At 59.3% G+C, this 14,284-nt stretch carries 14 protein-coding genes; 5 read left to right on the forward strand and 9 right to left on the reverse strand.

All coding sequences use genetic code 11. From position 1 onward, the window contains the following. Positions 1–275: 275 nt before the first annotated feature. Positions 276–1,052: an SDR family NAD(P)-dependent oxidoreductase gene (locus tag FKG95_RS19430; RefSeq protein WP_218940267.1), complete on the forward strand. Its 777-nt coding sequence runs from the start codon at positions 276–278 to the stop codon at positions 1,050–1,052. Positions 1,053–1,623: 571 nt separating this feature from the next. Beyond that, positions 1,624–2,151, forward strand: a complete 528-nt coding sequence (locus FKG95_RS19435; RefSeq protein ID WP_142898080.1) for a PAS domain-containing protein — start codon at positions 1,624–1,626, stop codon at positions 2,149–2,151. A 29-nt stretch (positions 2,152–2,180) separates the two neighbouring features. Here FKG95_RS19435 and FKG95_RS19440 read toward each other — a convergent pair whose 3' ends face one another. The 4 genes from FKG95_RS19440 to FKG95_RS19455 form a co-directional block, all read right to left on the reverse strand. Then, positions 2,181–3,380, reverse strand: a complete 1,200-nt coding sequence (locus tag FKG95_RS19440; RefSeq protein WP_142898081.1) for an SAM-dependent methyltransferase — start codon at positions 3,378–3,380, stop codon at positions 2,181–2,183. Positions 3,381–3,479: 99 nt separating this feature from the next. Further along, the gene (locus FKG95_RS19445; RefSeq protein ID WP_179954180.1) at positions 3,480–4,298 is read right to left on the reverse strand and encodes a DUF1365 domain-containing protein; all 819 of its coding nucleotides are present in this window, start codon (positions 4,296–4,298) and stop codon (positions 3,480–3,482) included. Positions 4,299–4,308: 10 nt separating this feature from the next. Continuing rightward, positions 4,309–5,676 carry an NAD(P)/FAD-dependent oxidoreductase gene (locus FKG95_RS19450; protein ID WP_142898082.1) on the reverse strand — a complete coding sequence of 456 codons (1,368 nt, stop codon included), beginning with the start codon at positions 5,674–5,676 and terminating at the stop codon, positions 4,309–4,311. A 121-nt stretch (positions 5,677–5,797) separates the two neighbouring features. Then, the gene (locus tag FKG95_RS19455; protein WP_142898083.1) at positions 5,798–6,025 is read right to left on the reverse strand and encodes a hypothetical protein; all 228 of its coding nucleotides are present in this window, start codon (positions 6,023–6,025) and stop codon (positions 5,798–5,800) included. Between the two features lie 270 nt (positions 6,026–6,295). On the opposite strand from FKG95_RS19455, the gene FKG95_RS19460 reads away from it, so the two are divergent. Further along, entirely contained in the window at positions 6,296–6,826 is a 531-nt protein-coding gene (locus tag FKG95_RS19460) for a fasciclin domain-containing protein (RefSeq protein WP_142898084.1), read from the forward strand. Between the two features lie 49 nt (positions 6,827–6,875). On the opposite strand, the gene FKG95_RS19465 is transcribed toward FKG95_RS19460, so the two are convergent. Then, positions 6,876–7,787, reverse strand: coding sequence for a pseudouridine-5'-phosphate glycosidase (locus tag FKG95_RS19465; protein ID WP_142898085.1), 912 nt, complete (start codon positions 7,785–7,787; stop codon positions 6,876–6,878). A gap of 275 nt (positions 7,788–8,062) precedes the next feature. On the opposite strand from FKG95_RS19465, the gene FKG95_RS19470 reads away from it, so the two are divergent. After that, entirely contained in the window at positions 8,063–8,401 is a 339-nt protein-coding gene (locus tag FKG95_RS19470) for a hypothetical protein (RefSeq protein ID WP_142898086.1), read from the forward strand. 30 nt (positions 8,402–8,431) lie between these two features. Here FKG95_RS19470 and FKG95_RS19475 read toward each other — a convergent pair whose 3' ends face one another. The 4 genes from FKG95_RS19475 to betI form a co-directional block, all read right to left on the reverse strand. Then, on the reverse strand, positions 8,432–8,854 hold the full coding sequence (locus FKG95_RS19475; RefSeq protein WP_142898087.1) for an HIT domain-containing protein: 423 nt from the start codon (positions 8,852–8,854) through the stop codon (positions 8,432–8,434). 72 nt (positions 8,855–8,926) lie between these two features. Continuing rightward, positions 8,927–10,585, reverse strand: a complete 1,659-nt coding sequence (betA, locus tag FKG95_RS19480; RefSeq protein ID WP_142898088.1) for a choline dehydrogenase — start codon at positions 10,583–10,585, stop codon at positions 8,927–8,929. Positions 10,586–10,647: 62 nt separating this feature from the next. Beyond that, positions 10,648–12,111 carry a betaine-aldehyde dehydrogenase gene (betB, locus tag FKG95_RS19485; protein WP_142898089.1) on the reverse strand — a complete coding sequence of 488 codons (1,464 nt, stop codon included), beginning with the start codon at positions 12,109–12,111 and terminating at the stop codon, positions 10,648–10,650. Between the two features lie 40 nt (positions 12,112–12,151). Further along, positions 12,152–12,781, reverse strand: coding sequence for a choline-binding transcriptional repressor BetI (betI, locus tag FKG95_RS19490; protein ID WP_142898090.1), 630 nt, complete (start codon positions 12,779–12,781; stop codon positions 12,152–12,154). A gap of 446 nt (positions 12,782–13,227) precedes the next feature. Between betI and FKG95_RS19495 the strand changes: the two genes are divergently transcribed. Continuing rightward, positions 13,228–14,190, forward strand: a complete 963-nt coding sequence (locus tag FKG95_RS19495) for a choline ABC transporter substrate-binding protein (RefSeq protein ID WP_218940268.1) — start codon at positions 13,228–13,230, stop codon at positions 14,188–14,190. Positions 14,191–14,284 lie beyond the last annotated feature (94 nt).

A 14,284-nucleotide genomic window follows, 5' to 3' on the forward strand; every position in this document is an offset into this window, starting at 1 on the left:
TAGGAGTGTGATGTTACAGAAAAATGACAGTAATGTGAGAGAATAAATCGCTCTCAATTGGCGCACGTGAGCAGGTTTGACGTGTGATTGTTTGAGGGTTGCGTCGTGATTGCTTGAGGCAATTAAGCTCGCGGCTGTATCGATTGATGGCTTACTCAATCAAGTAGATAATTCCGGTATTGGGATCTAAATTCCCGCCCCGCTCGTAAGGTCCTTGAGAAGATGCGTTTGCAGGTGCGCCTTTGCGACGGTGAGAGCGAAAGGACGAAGGCTTGGTGGATAGACTGGTGAAAGACGGCAGTTGCATTTGGATTACCGGGGCGAGTTCCGGGCTTGGCCGCGCTGTTGCCGCGCTGCTGGTGACGCAGGGCTATCATGTTGCGGTGTCGGCCCGGCGTGAGGAGGCTTTGAGATCTCTGGCCGGGGAACTCTCCGGCGCAAGTGGAAAAGTCTCCGTCTATCCGCTCGACGTCACCGACCGGGAAGCGGTCCGGGCAACGGCGGGGAAGATCGAGGCGGAGGCCGGACCGCTGGGCCTGGCGGTGCTGAATGCCGGTACGCACCGCGAGGTCATGGCGCAGGGCTTTTCGGCGGGGGATGTCCGTGCACTGATTGAACTCAACCTGATGGGCTGCGCGAATTGCCTGGAAGCGATTCTGCCGGGCATGATCGCCCGGCGGGACGGGCAGATTGCGCTGGTCTCTTCCGTCGCCGGTTACATCGGCCTGCCCACCTCCGCCGGCTACGGCGCGACCAAGGCGGGCCTGATCAACATGGCGGAAGCCCTGAAGCCGGAGTGCGACAGCTACGGGATCAAACTCCAACTGGTCAATCCCGGCTTCGTGAGGACACCGCTGACAGATAAAAACCCTTTTCCCATGCCGTTTCTCCTGGAGGTCGAAGATGCGGCCGCCGCGATGGTGAAAGGGCTTGGCTCGACCCGTTTTGAAGTGATCTTCCCGCGCAGACTGGCGTACATTCTAAAGATCCTGAAACGCCTGCCCTATCCACTGCTCTTTGCGCTGACACGAAAGTTGATCCGGCGCGAATGAGGCTCCGGGTGCAGGCTGAGAGCGCTGGCTCGGGCGTCACAGAGACTATTCTTCACGATTGTGGGGACTCTTGGTTGCGTTTGATCTCACGGGCCCCTGCCGGCTGTCTTGTTGCTGAACAAATAAAGCCGGCGCACCGTGAGTCTTTGGCAATGACTTATGGTTAACCGGCCGAGCGGGCCGCGACACAAAAGAAAAACATATCTTCATTTCCCATTACCGATTAGTGTAAATATATCGCAGCATAGGATCCAAATAATTTGTATTGTATAAAAGTGCTGTAGGTTTGGACGTTTCCTGGTGGAGCGATCCGAAGGCGGTTTAACTCTTTTGCTTGAGGGGGCATAAAATTCTGGTTTGATCACTTCAAACCGGGTCGGCCGCAAGGGCCGATTCTCTTTCTTTCGTATTCGCTCGAGGTCAGCGCCCGGCCGATGGCTTGCTCAGCGCTCTCTCGCAAAGGCTCTGGCGTCACTTCAGGTCAGCCGGCTGATCTCGTAAAAGTAAAAATTCTACCTTCAATAGAAGAATCAAGATTGACAGAGCGGCGTGTAGACTTGCATACAGTGGTATGGTAGTTGCCCGCAAGCGGCCGTGGGGAACAGGTGGGGACAGGCAAAAACAAATGTGTAATGGTGACGACGTATTGCCGCGCTTGCAAAGCCCTTTGCATCTCGAGGCATACAAATACTGGCGATCAAAAAAATCCGGGGACCTGTTGCCCGGGAGGGATGCGATAGATCCTCTCGAGCTTCCATCAGTGCTGCCGTGGCTGAACCTGGTCGATGTCGTAAGAGACGGAAAAAAATATCGTTTTCGGCATCGGCTCATTGGGACCGGAATCGTCGAACGCTTCGGAAGGGATGCGACCGGAGCCTGGTTTGAAGACATCTACGACCCGGCGGTAACCGATGCTCAGGTGAAGAGTCTTATGGCGCTCGTCGAGAGCCGGCAGGCCGAGCTCGCCCTCACACCGATGCCGATAGCCGAGAAAAATTTCATGACCTATCAGCGACTGGCGATGCCTCTGGCTTCAGATGGCATCACCGTCGACATGATCATGATCGTCATCGATTTCGATGAACAGCGGATGACTTGAATTCGCTTAAGGGTAGTTTTACGCGAGCGTCAAAGTGGTCGTTCAAGTGCGAACTGTTTGACGTCGATCCGACCCACATTGAATCCGGCCTCGCAGTAGGCAAGATAGTAGGTCCAGAGGCGGCGGAAGTGTTCATCGAACCCGAGAGAGGCGATGCCGGGCCAGGCCGCGTCGAAACTGCCGCGCCAGCGCCGGAGAGTTTCGGCGTAGTGCAATCCAAAGCCGCTTTCGTTTTGGTAGTTCAGTCCGGCGCGGGCTGATTGTTCGGCAATGATCTCAGGCGAAGGCAGCATTCCGCCGGGAAAGATGTGGCGCTGGATGAATTCCGTGTTCTTGCTGTAGTCTTCCCAGGCGTGGTCGGCGATGGTGATCACCTGCAGTGCGGCGATCCCGCCGGGTCTCAGGCTGTTGCGAAGCTTCTCGAAGAAGACCGGCCAATAGCGCAGACCGACCGCTTCAAGCATTTCGATTGAAACGACCCTGTCGAAGGTTCCGTCGATATCCCGATAGTCCCGGCGCAGGATTTCGACCCGTTCATTCAGACCGTCGGCCTGGATTCGCTGCCGGGCGAAGTCATACTGTTCGTTTGAAATGGTGACGGCGGTGACTTTGCAGTCGTGCTCCCTGGCGAGGTAGCTGGCAAAGCCACCCCAGCCGCAGCCGATTTCGAGCACATGCTGCCCCGGCGCAACATTCGCCATTTCCGACAGCCGCCGGTACTTGTTTGACTGCGCGGTTTCGAGCGGTTCGTCCGGTTGTGCGAATATGGCTGAGGAGTAGGTCAGGCTCTCGTCAAGCCAGCGCCGGTAGAAATTGTTTCCTAGATCATAGTGGTGGGAAATGTTCCGCCGCGAACCGGTCTTCGAGTTGAATTTCAGGATATGGTATAGCCGGCTCAGGAGCCGGGGCAGGGGGCGGCCCGCTAGGACGTCATCCCAGGCATCCTGGTTCGCTTCGCCGAATTCCAGCAGGGTGACGAGGTTTGGGGTCTGAAAGTAACCCGCGACGTAAGCATCCGCAAAACCGAGGTGACCGCCCGTGACCAAGCAGGAAAAGAACTTGGGCGTGGTGATGTGAATGGCCGCTTCCGGGCCCGGCACTTCTGCTTCGAAACGGCGGGTGCTCCCATCGGGAAGCGTGATGTCGATCGCGCCCTTTGCCAGCGTCGATCCGAGCAGATTAAGGAGTTTGTCGATCTGCCGGTAGGTGATGGTCTTGTACAGCCCCAATGTCTTGTTCCTCGTCGTTTTGTCGGTATCCGCGGTGCGGTTGTTTTCGCATTTTACGCTTCAGGTCAGGAGCCACCCTCTGCGTAGCTTGATCAAAATTCAGTTCACGCGCGCCGGGGCTTTTGACGGCCTGTCGGGGCGCTGCTGGAAGCGCGCGCCCTTGATCCACAAGCGCAAGGCTTCCCAATGGATGGCGCCGGTCACCTTGAAGGTCATCAGGGGATAGCGCAGTAAAGTTGAAAGCAGGGCGAGAGAGGTCAGTTTCGACCGCTTGCCGTTTTGGGTGGCCACCAGCAGTTCGCCCTCGGGAACCTGCTGACGGATCACCACCGAGAGCGCTTTGCCCGGCGGCTTGATGCGGAAATTGTAGCGCGCCTTCATGCCGATGAAGGGGGAGACGTAAAAGGCCTTGTCACAGCTCTGGATCAGCGCGTTGCCTTCACTCCAGTCCTCGTCGACGGCTTCGACGTAGGAATGATGTTCGCCGAAGGTGTTTCTGACTTCGTAAATGACCGCCTTCAGACTGCCGTCCCGGTGGCGGCAGAACCAGATTGACAGAGGGTTAAAGACGTAACCCAGGATTCTCGGCATGCAGAGGACCTGGACTTGCCCGCCCTCAAGATCGACTCCCTGTTCCGCCAGTTTTCTGTCGAGCCACACGCGCACCGGCGTGCCGTCCCGCGCTCCGTGATCGCGATCGGAGAAGGAAAAGATGTTGGAGCCATTGTAAGAGAAAAACCGGAGTCGCCGATGCAGCTGCGGTAATTCATCGAGGTCGATCAACATCGCGAAGGTCCGGTAAGTGAAGCGGTGCGAAAACGGCCTCAGCCGCTTGTGCATCACGCGTCCGAAGTAAAGGCAGGATGCGCCTTTACGTTCCTGCACCGGCCCTCCGGTCTCTTCTGGCTCTGTTTGCATATTTGAACTCTTACTCGGCCGCCATCACGGTGCCGAGATCCGCGGGTTGCGACGGCACGGCATGCCGCGCGGCGGTGCTTCTCGGTGTGATCTCCTCGAACCACGCAGGCGGCGACCCCAGAGCAGCGGCCACCGTCAGGCCGGATTGTAGGCCATCTTCATGGAAACCATGACCAAAATAACTGCCGCAAAACCAGACACCGGATTGTCCTTGAATTCTTTTCAACCTCTGTTGGGCTTCCAGTGCGGCCCTGTCGAAGAGAGGATGTTTAAAGACGAGATCCTGATGAATTGTTCCCTTTATTGACCTCGTTCCCGGATTCAGCGTGACGAAGAGCGGAACGGAGTGATCGATGTTTTGCAGCCGGTTCATCCAGTAGGTGAGGCTCAAATCATCCAAATGACCCAGGGGCTGCTCCGAGAGGTAATTCCAGCTTGCCCAGGCGCGCTTGCGGCGGGGCATGAGATCCCGGTCGCTGTGGAGTACGACCCGGTTGTCGCTGTAGCGGAAGGCGGAGAGAATGTTGCGCTCTTCTGCGGCGGCGTCCTGACCCAGGATTGCGAGTGTCTGGTCCGCATGGCATGCCAGCACGACCTGATCGAAGCTTTCCGTCTGCCCGCTGATGTCGCGGAGGCTGACACCTTCGCTGTGCCGCTGGAGGCCCACTACGGCGGCGTTCAGCCGGATCTCGCCATTCCGCTCACGCCCCTGAAGGGAGTCGGCGACACGGGATACGTAGTTTCGGCTGCCCCCCGTGACGGTCCGCCATTGCGGCCGGTCGGTGTAAGACAGCAGGCGGTGGTTTTCGCAGAATGCCACGAAGCTTTTGACCGGATAATCGAGCATCTGTTCCGGCGGTGTGGACCAAATCGCGGCGCCCATGGGCAGAAGGTGCCCTTTGACGAACTCCGGTCCATAGTTGTTTCGCTCAAGGTAGGTTCCAAGTGAAGGACCGATCTCGTCATTACCGTCCAGGAGGCCGGGCGCTTCGCGGTAAAAGCGCCGCAGGTCGTTCAGCATCCGCCAGTAGGCGGGCTTGAGCAGATTTTGAGGTTGCGCCAGAAGGCCGCTCAAGCTGCCCTCATACTCGAAGGACCCGCCGCCGAGCGAGACCGAAAACGACATGTCACTGTCTTCGGTTGGAACGTCCAGGCTCTGAAAAAGGCGAACCAGGTTCGGATAGTTGAGCTTGTTGTATACGATGAAGCCGATGTCTACGTCGACGCTCCGATCTGCTCCGGGAACCTCGACCGAGACGGTGTTCGCGTGACCGCCGAGCCTGTCCCCTTGTTCATAGACGACAACCTGGTGTTCTTTCGCCAGGGCCCAGGCCGCGCCAAGTCCGGAGATGCCGGTGCCAACAACTGCAATTTTCATAGGGACCCCTGGACCGGCCGGTAATTTCTGCTCATTTTGTTCATTTCAACCTTCGCCAAGTGCATCGTCTCATTGCCTGAACCGCTCGCCGAACCCTTCACAATCTGTTCCCGATCCTTTCTCAGGTCGGCGGCAGGCTTGTTTCGGAAAAGCCGTCAGCGATTGAATCATGTGTAACTATACGCAATCGGTTCGGAATTCGATCACATCCAAGACCGGCGCTTTGGGATAATTTTTTCGTGATTGGGAAAAAAACCGTAATGGCTGCTGGGTTGATTAGAATTTCGCATCTTTCCTTCTGCTTGCCTTCTGCTTGAGCGTCGCGGATTTCACTCTTAACCATCGTCATTAATATCGTTTTCAACCGGAAACACTCTGTTCTCGCCTCTCGGCCCCGTTTTGAGCGAGACCCCGCAAAGTCTTGCAGGCCGTGCCGTCAACCGGATATGACCGCGCTCACATTCCGGTGAGACGGCACGTTTTTCCGCGCCGCGCAGTTGCATCGCGGACGCCAGCGACCAAGTGAAATACAAGACTGGCGACATGCCATGGATTGGACCCGTCCGCGAGGCTGCCTGTAAGCCTTTGCCCGACGAGGTTACTTTTGGGAGATAGAGAGATGCGAGTAACAGCGCGATTCGTCGCGGTTCCTATGCTCGCCCTGACGTTGGCCCTGACGGCCGGCGCCGCGCGCGCGGAAAACCTGATGGAGACCGTCGAGTCTTCAGCACAGTTTGGGATTTGGGCATCCGCGGTGGAAGCCGCCGGGTTGAGCGATCAGTTGGCGGAAGACGGCCCCTACACCGTCTTCGCACCGACCAACGAGGCCTTTGCGCGCTTGCCGGCAGGTTCCGTGGAAGCTCTTCTCAAGCCTGAGAATCACGAACAGCTGGTGCGCCTGGTGGCCTACCACCTGGCGAAGGGGCGCTTTGCGTCGGAACGTCTTGAGGGACGCATGACACAAATCGAGTCCCTGCAGGGCGATGTCATTGAGATTGAAGGACGTTACGACGAGTTGCTGGTCGATGCCGCTGAGGCGGTCGAGACCGATATTCCGAGCTCGAACGGCGTCATTCATGCCATCGACAACGTTATCCTGCCCGAATGGCAGAACCCGGCGGTAAAACCCCGCGCTGGAACCCGGTGGTAAAACTGACAATTAGAGTGTGTTTCGGGAACGGAGGGTTGATGGCCCCGGCTCAGAGCTTGGCGTAAGCCACAGCCAGCGCCCCCCCGATCCGGGCATTGTTTTCCACCAGTGCAATGTTGGCCTGAAGCGTCCGTCCGGCGCTGAGTTCGCCCAGACGCCGCAGCAGGAATGGTGTGACGTCTTTACCCGTGATCCGTTCCGCATCGGCCTCGGCCAGTGCCTGGCCGATGTAGGCTTCCACCTGCTCCTGATCGAGGGCCGCGGCGTCGGGCAGGGGATTGGCCAGAACCAGGCCGCTTTCAAGCCCGAGGTCCCAGTGTGATTTCATGACGCGCGCGGCGTCTTTAGCGGTCTCAACGCGGGCGGCAAGCGGCAGGCCTGAGGTCCGGCTGAAGAAGGCCGGAAACTCGTCCGTTCCATATCCGATCACCGGTACGCCGCCGGTTTCCAGCACTTCCAGCGTTTTCGGCAGGTCCAGGATTGCCTTGGCACCGGCGCAGACGACCGCGACCTTTTGGCGGCCCAGCTCGGTCAGATCCGCGGAAACATCGTAGCTCTGCTCCGCCCCGCGATGGACACCGCCCAGCCCGCCGGTCACGAAAACCCGGATGCCTGCCAGTGCAGCCGTGATCATGGTCGCGGCCACAGTGGTTGCGCCCTTGTCGCCATTGGCAAGGACCAGTCCCAAATCCCGAGTGCTGACCTTTGCCACGTCGGCGGCCTGCGCGAAGAGCGAGAGTTCTTCCGCCGTCAAGCCGACCTTGATCCGGCCCTCTATCAGACCGATCGTGGCGGGCACGGCACCGGCCTCCCGGATAATCTTCTCGACTCTCCGCGCGACCTCCAGATTGGTGGGGTAGGGCATGCCGTGCGAAATGATGGTCGATTCCAAGGCAACTACCGGTTCACCCTTCCGCAGGGCGTCGGCGACGTCGGGGCGCAGGTCGAGGAGGTCTGTCATGCAAGTTTGTCCAAAGGCTTTTCCGGACGTCATGTTGACGGCAGGGCGTTAACGGATTTTGATCTGCTTAGATCTCAGCATATGCGGGTCACTTCAAGCCCTTTTAACCAAAGCGCTACTGCTGCGCCCGGGTTCCTTTATGGTTAACGTTGCTGGAATCGCGACTCAGAGACCGGGGTAACCTTAAAATCAAAGATATCGTCTTGTTGTTTATGGTTTTTAAATCGAATCCGGTTAGTTAATAGAGATCACCAGTTAACCTTGGATCGTTAGGCATGACCGTTCTCGAACTTACGCCGCAGCGCTCGGCTTTGCCGTGGAAGGCCATTATTCCTATCGCCGTCCTCGTGACGCTGGCCTGCATCGGTGTGTTCGTGCTGACTCTCATCCCGCAAAGCGACCGGGGTCAGTTCGCGGTCGTGTTCCGTCCTGATATGACTCAGGAACAGATTGCCACGTCCGTTGTGCGCGCCAAGGGCGAAATCATCAGCGACGGAGCCTTCGAAACGGTTGTTGTCGCGCATTTCGATGATCCGGGTTTTGAGACGCAGCTTAAGAAGAACGGCGCGCTCTTCATCCTGAACCCCTCGCTCGTTAACCGGCGCTCGCGATAGTCCAAGATTCGCGGCAGAGCCCTGGCGCGTTCAGACTTCGATCTCTCCCAACAGCGCTTCCTTCAGCGCGACCAATCGCTCATCATCCTGGTCAGGGTAGGGCCGCGCCGGCACCACGCCCCAGATCGGGTTGGGCCAGGCGGCGTCGCCTTGGAAGCGCGCAACCACATGGATATGAAGCTGGGGCACCTGGTTGCCCAGCGCCGCGACGTTCATCTTATCGGGCCGGTAGAGCTCTCTCAGCGCCCGCGATGCCTGCCGGATTTCTTCACCGGCAAGGGCCATGTCTTCCGGTGACAGGTCGTCGAAGTCCTTCAGACCGGCTTTTCGCGGAACCAGAACGAGCCAGGGGTAGTTGGCATCGTTGATCACCCGGACCTCGCAGAGCGGCCAGGTGGTGATGGCGAAGGTGTCCGCCGCCAGTTTCGGATGAAGTTCGAAAGCCTCGGTCATCTTCTTCTCCCGTAAAGGACGGCAGCGGCCCGTTAACGTCATGCCTGGGCCGTTAACGTCATGCCTGGGCCGTTAACGCTGCGCCGTTTCGTAATTCTCCGCCTGATAGACCGGTGCATTCGAAGGCTCTAAAGGTTGAGCGCCAAGAATGATATCCGCCGCCTTTTCGCCGATCATGATCGTGGGCGCGTTCAGATTACCACTGACGATACTGGGCATGATCGAGGCATCGACGACGCGCAGATTCTCGACGCCGTGCACCCGGGTCGTGTGATCGACCACCGCCATTTCGTCCTGACCCATTTTGCAGGTGCAGGAGGGGTGGTAGGCGCTGTCGGATTTCTCACGCACGAAGGCGTCGATCTCCGCGTCGGTCTTGACCTCGGGACCCGGTTTCAGTTCAGCGCCGCGATAAGGCTCGAAGGCTTTCTGGGCGAAGATCTCACGGGTCAGCTTCACGCAGTCGCGCATTTCGCGCCGGTCCTGCTCGGTCTCCAGGCAATTGGGCTGGATGATCGGATGCTGGCGCGGGTCGCTGGAGGCGAGTTTGAGATAGCCGCGGCTGGTTGGGCGCATGGGGCCGACGTGAGCCTGGAAGGCATGGCGGTCGCCCTGGTCCCGGCCATGATCGTTCACCAGCGCGGGCAGGAAGTGATATTGGATGTCGGGGTGCTTCACGCCGGCCTGGCTGCGGATGAAAGCCCCGGCCTCCAGGTGGGCGGAGGCACAGAGTCCGGTTTTGAAGAGGAACCACTCGATGCCGATCTTCACCATGTTGTGCGGCTTCATGGCGTCGAAGAGTGTGATCGGCTGGACGCATTCCTGCTGCACATAGAGCTCCAGGTGATCCTGAAGGTTCTGGCCAACGCCCGGAAGGTCGGCGACGACGGGAATGTCGAGCGCCTTCAGGTCGTCCGCCTTGCCGATGCCCGAGAGCATCAGAAGCTGCGGTGAGTTGATCGCACCGCCGCAGAGAATGACTTCCCGGTCTGCATGAACCTGATGGCTTTGACCGCCCTGCGCATATTCGATGCCGACCGCGCGGCGGCCTTCGAAGAGAATCCGGGTGGTCAGGGCACCGGTCTCGACCGTCAGGTTGCTGCGGTTCAGCACCGGACGCAGGTAGGCCGATGCGGTGCTCCAGCGCTTGCCCTTGTGGATGGTCATATCCATCCGGCCAAAGCCTTCCTGCTGGTAGCCGTTCATGTCGTCGGTAAAGGGATAGCCCGCATCGACGCCCGCCTGAATAAAGGCATCGAAGAGTTCGTTTGGATTTTTGCCGGTCGAGACATGCAGCGGACCGTCGCTGCCGCGGTAGGCGTCGCCGCCTTTTTCCCGGGTCTCGGCCTTGCGGAAGTAGGGCAGGCAGTCCGCGTAGGACCAGCCGGTCGCGCCTTCCTCGGCCCAGCGGTCGTAGTCCAGCGCGTGACCGCGCACATAGACCATGGCGTTGAGTGAGGAGGACCCGCCGAGCACCCGTCCGCGCGGCCAGTAGAGCTGCCGGTTGTTCATGTGCGCCTGCGGCTCGGTCTTGTAGTACCAGTTGTACTTGTCGTTATCGAGGTTGTAGGTCAGCGCCGCGGGCATCTGGATCTTCCAGGAGTTATCCTTGGGCCCGGCTTCCAGCAGCAGTACTGAATTGTCCGGGTCGGCGGAGAAGCGGTTGGCCAGAATGCAGCCCGCGGAGCCGGCGCCTACGATGATATAGTCGGTCTTTTTCATTTTATTCATCAACTCGATATCGACTCGGGACCGGCGGTCCGGTCGGTTGCAAGGTATTCAGCAGGGCGCGGCTAGTAAGGCGCGTCGACGTCACCCAGTTCCACGTAAACGCTTTTGATCTGTGTGTAGTGTTCGACGGCGACCGAGCCGTTCTCCCGTCCCACGCCGGACTGCTTGTAACCGCCGAAGGGCATTTCGATCGGCGTGATATTGTAATTGTTGATCCAGCAGGTGCCAGCTTCAAGTTTTGCGATCACCCGGTGCGCCCGCGCCAGGTCGCGGGTGAAGACACCGGCGGCCAGGCCGAAGTCGGTATCGTTTGCGCGGGCCACGACCTCGGCTTCCTCGTCGAAGCTCAGGAGCGCCATGACCGGGCCGAAGATCTCTTCGCGCACGATCCGCATGTCGTCCTGGCAGGCGGCGAAGACGGTCGGCTCGACGAAGTTTCCGTCTGCCAGCAGGGGATCGCCGGGGCGTCCGCCGCCGACGATCACTTCAGCCCCCTCGTTCCGCCCGATCTCGATGTAGGAGAGCACCTTTTCCATATGCTCGCGAGAGATCAGGGCGCCGACGTGCGTCTCGGGATCCATGGGTTCGCCGATCTTCATGCGCGAAACCCGCGCCACCAGCTTTTCCTTGAAGGCCTCCATGACCTTGGCCTGCACGAAAACCCGCGTGCCGTTGGAGCAGATTTCGCCCTGGGTATAGAAGTTCGCCATCAGGGCCGCCGAGACCGCGTTGTCCAGATCCGCGTCCTCGAACACGATGAGCGGCGACTTGCCGCCAAGTTCCAGCGTGACCTTTTTCAGGCTGGCCGCCGCATCGGCCATCACGCGTTTGCCGGTGCCGACCTCACCGGTCAGGGACACTTTCGCGATTCCAGGGTGTTTGGTCAGCATCTGGCCCGTCGCACCGTAGCCTTGGATCACGTTAAAGACGCCATCAGGCAAGCCGACCTCGCTGTAGATCTCGGCGAGCTTCAGCGCGGTAAGGGGCGTGAGCTCCGCCGGCTTGAAGATCATCGAATTGCCACAGGCCAGGGCAGGGGCCGACTTCCAGCAGGCGATCTGGATCGGATAGTTCCAGGCCCCGATACCGGCGCAGACACCCAGCGGCTCCCGGCGGGTGTACGCAAAGGCGGAACCCAGATCGATGTGCTCGCCTTTGATTGTGGCGGCCAGGCCGGCGTAGTACTCGATGCAGTCAGCGCCGGAGATCACATCGACGGCCTCGGCTTCCTGGATCGGTTTGCCGCTGTCCAGGACTTCCAGTTCCGCCAGTTCGCGGTTGCGTTCCTTCAGCAGGTGGGCTGCATCGTTCAGGATCCGGCCGCGCTCCGCACCGGTCATCGCAGACCAGGTCTCGAAGCCTTTTTGAGCGGCGGCGACGGCGTCGTCCACATCCTGCTGCCCGGCGATCTGAACCTTGCAAATGGTTTCGCCGGTCGCTGGGTTGATCGTCTCGAAGCTCTCACCTGAGGTGGCGTCGCGGTAGCGGCCGTCGATGTAGAGAGGCTGTTCGGGCAAAAGGCTCATGTTCTTGTTTCCGGTGTGCGTAGTTGGATCTCGACAGACCCTAGGTTACGGATTGAATGTTGCGGACTTTCGCGGGCGAAGGCGCCACCGCATGTTTTTTGAATTGATCGTTCGCGTAGTCCCGGGCGATGGCCGCCGCTTCTTCGGGTGTCACGCCGCCGGAGGAGAGCGCGCAGCGCAGCCAGAGCCCCTCGATCAGGGCGGCCAGACCGGTCGCGACCGCCTTGACGCGTTCTTCCGGCAAGTGCGGTTTGAGTGCGTGCTGGAAGTTGCTGATCATGCGCCGCTCGTTGATCGCATGCACCCGTTTCAGAGTTGGGGTTTGCGGGACCAGCGCCCAGTACGTCAACCAGACCGAGACCACTTCCGGCACGAACTGCGCCGGAGCGAAGTTCGCATCGATCACCGCGCGGATCCGCTCTTCGGGTGTTTGGGCGTCCTTCAGGCGGCGCACGGTCTCGATCCTGAGGTCTTCGGCGATGGAACGCCAGGTGGCTTCCAGCAGACCGGCTTTGTCGTCGAAGTAGTGGGCAACGATGCCGGAGGAGAGACCTGCGCGCTTGCTGATCCTGGCAATGGTGGTGGCACCGAAGCCGTCTTCGTGGATCGAGGCGATGGTGGCATCAATCAGCTGCCGCCGCCTGATGTCCTCCATTCCAACCTTGGGCATCTCAGCTTCTCCCTTGCGCGCTCCCTCCTGGCCGGTAAGTCCGAGCAAGCCGGTAAGCCTGAGTAAACAGGCAGCTCATCATGGCAACGCAAACTGGGTTTATTTTATTTTTATTGAACGTTCAATTAAAATAAGCAAGAGTCGCGGCAATGAAGACGGCCAAGCCGCTTGCGAGGGGACATTTCGGTGAGATTTCAGGCTGAACTGCGCCGTTCCAGGCGCAGAAGGCAGGGACAAGACTTTCCCTCCGAGATGCAAGACCGCCTTGATCAAGCTGGTTGAGTAAACCGTTTCTGCAGGCACCCCTAATGCACTGCGGGACAGATGGCGGGCAGCCGCGTAAACTGCGGCGGGACGGCCTGCCGTCGCCATCATAAGTGCGCCGGCAGCAGCATCGGCGCCGCAAACATCGCTTGGTAGAGAACACGAAAATCGGGAGACTGGGAATGAAGATCTGGAAACATATGCTGGCCGTAAGTGCGGTTTCAGTGCTGGCCTTGAGCGCCGGCGCGGGATCGAATGGTGCTTTGGCGGCGGATCCGGCCAGCTGTAAGGCGGTAAACTTTTCCGATGTGGGCTGGACCGACATCACGGCGACGACGGCGGCGACGTCGGTTGTCCTCGAAGGTCTGGGCTATGAACCCAAGGCGAACCTCTTGTCAGTTCCGGTCACTTACGCCAGCTTGAAGAACGGTGATATCGACGTCTTCCTCGGCAACTGGATGCCGACCATGGAAGGCGACATTGCCAAGTACCGCGAAGACGGGTCGGTCGAGACCATCGGCGCGAACCTGGAAGGCGCCAAGTACACACTGGCGGTTCCAAGCTATCTCGCCGAAAAAGGACTGAAGGACTTCGCCGACATTGCCAAGTTCGAGGACGAACTGGACGGCAAGATCTACGGCATCGAGCCAGGCAACGACGGCAACCGCCTGATCCAGCAGATGATCGATGACAACGCCTTTGGCCTGAAGGAGTTCAAGGTCGTGGAATCTTCCGAGCAGGGCATGCTGTCCCAGGTCAAGCGCAGCCAGCGCAAGGAAGACGCCATCGTGTTCCTCGGCTGGGAACCGCATCCCATGAATGCGGACTTCGAACTGACCTACCTGACCGGCGGCGATGACTTCTTCGGGCCCAACCTGGGTGGTGCGACGGTCTACACCAATGTCCGCAAGGGCTACACCAGCGAGTGCGCCAACGTCGGGACCTTGCTGACCAACTTAAAGTTCTCCCTGGCCATGGAGAACGAGATCATGGGCGGGATCCTGAATGACGGTAAGGAACCCAACGATGCTGCAACGGAGTGGCTGAAAGCCAACGCCGCTGTCCTCGACGGCTGGCTCGACGGCGTCAAGACGCTGGATGGCGCCGAGGGTCTTCCTGCCGTAAAAGCACACCTGGGCCTCTAAGTCCCGGTCACCACAAGCGGCAGAGTCCTGTCAGGCGCAGAGCCCGGTCAGGCTCTGTCGCTTGTTGTGTTTTACGAGTGGAAAAACGGATAGT

Origin of the sequence: Denitrobaculum tricleocarpae (assembly GCF_007004665.1) — a bacterium.
Classification (GTDB): Bacteria; Pseudomonadota; Alphaproteobacteria; order Kiloniellales; family Kiloniellaceae; genus Denitrobaculum; species Denitrobaculum tricleocarpae.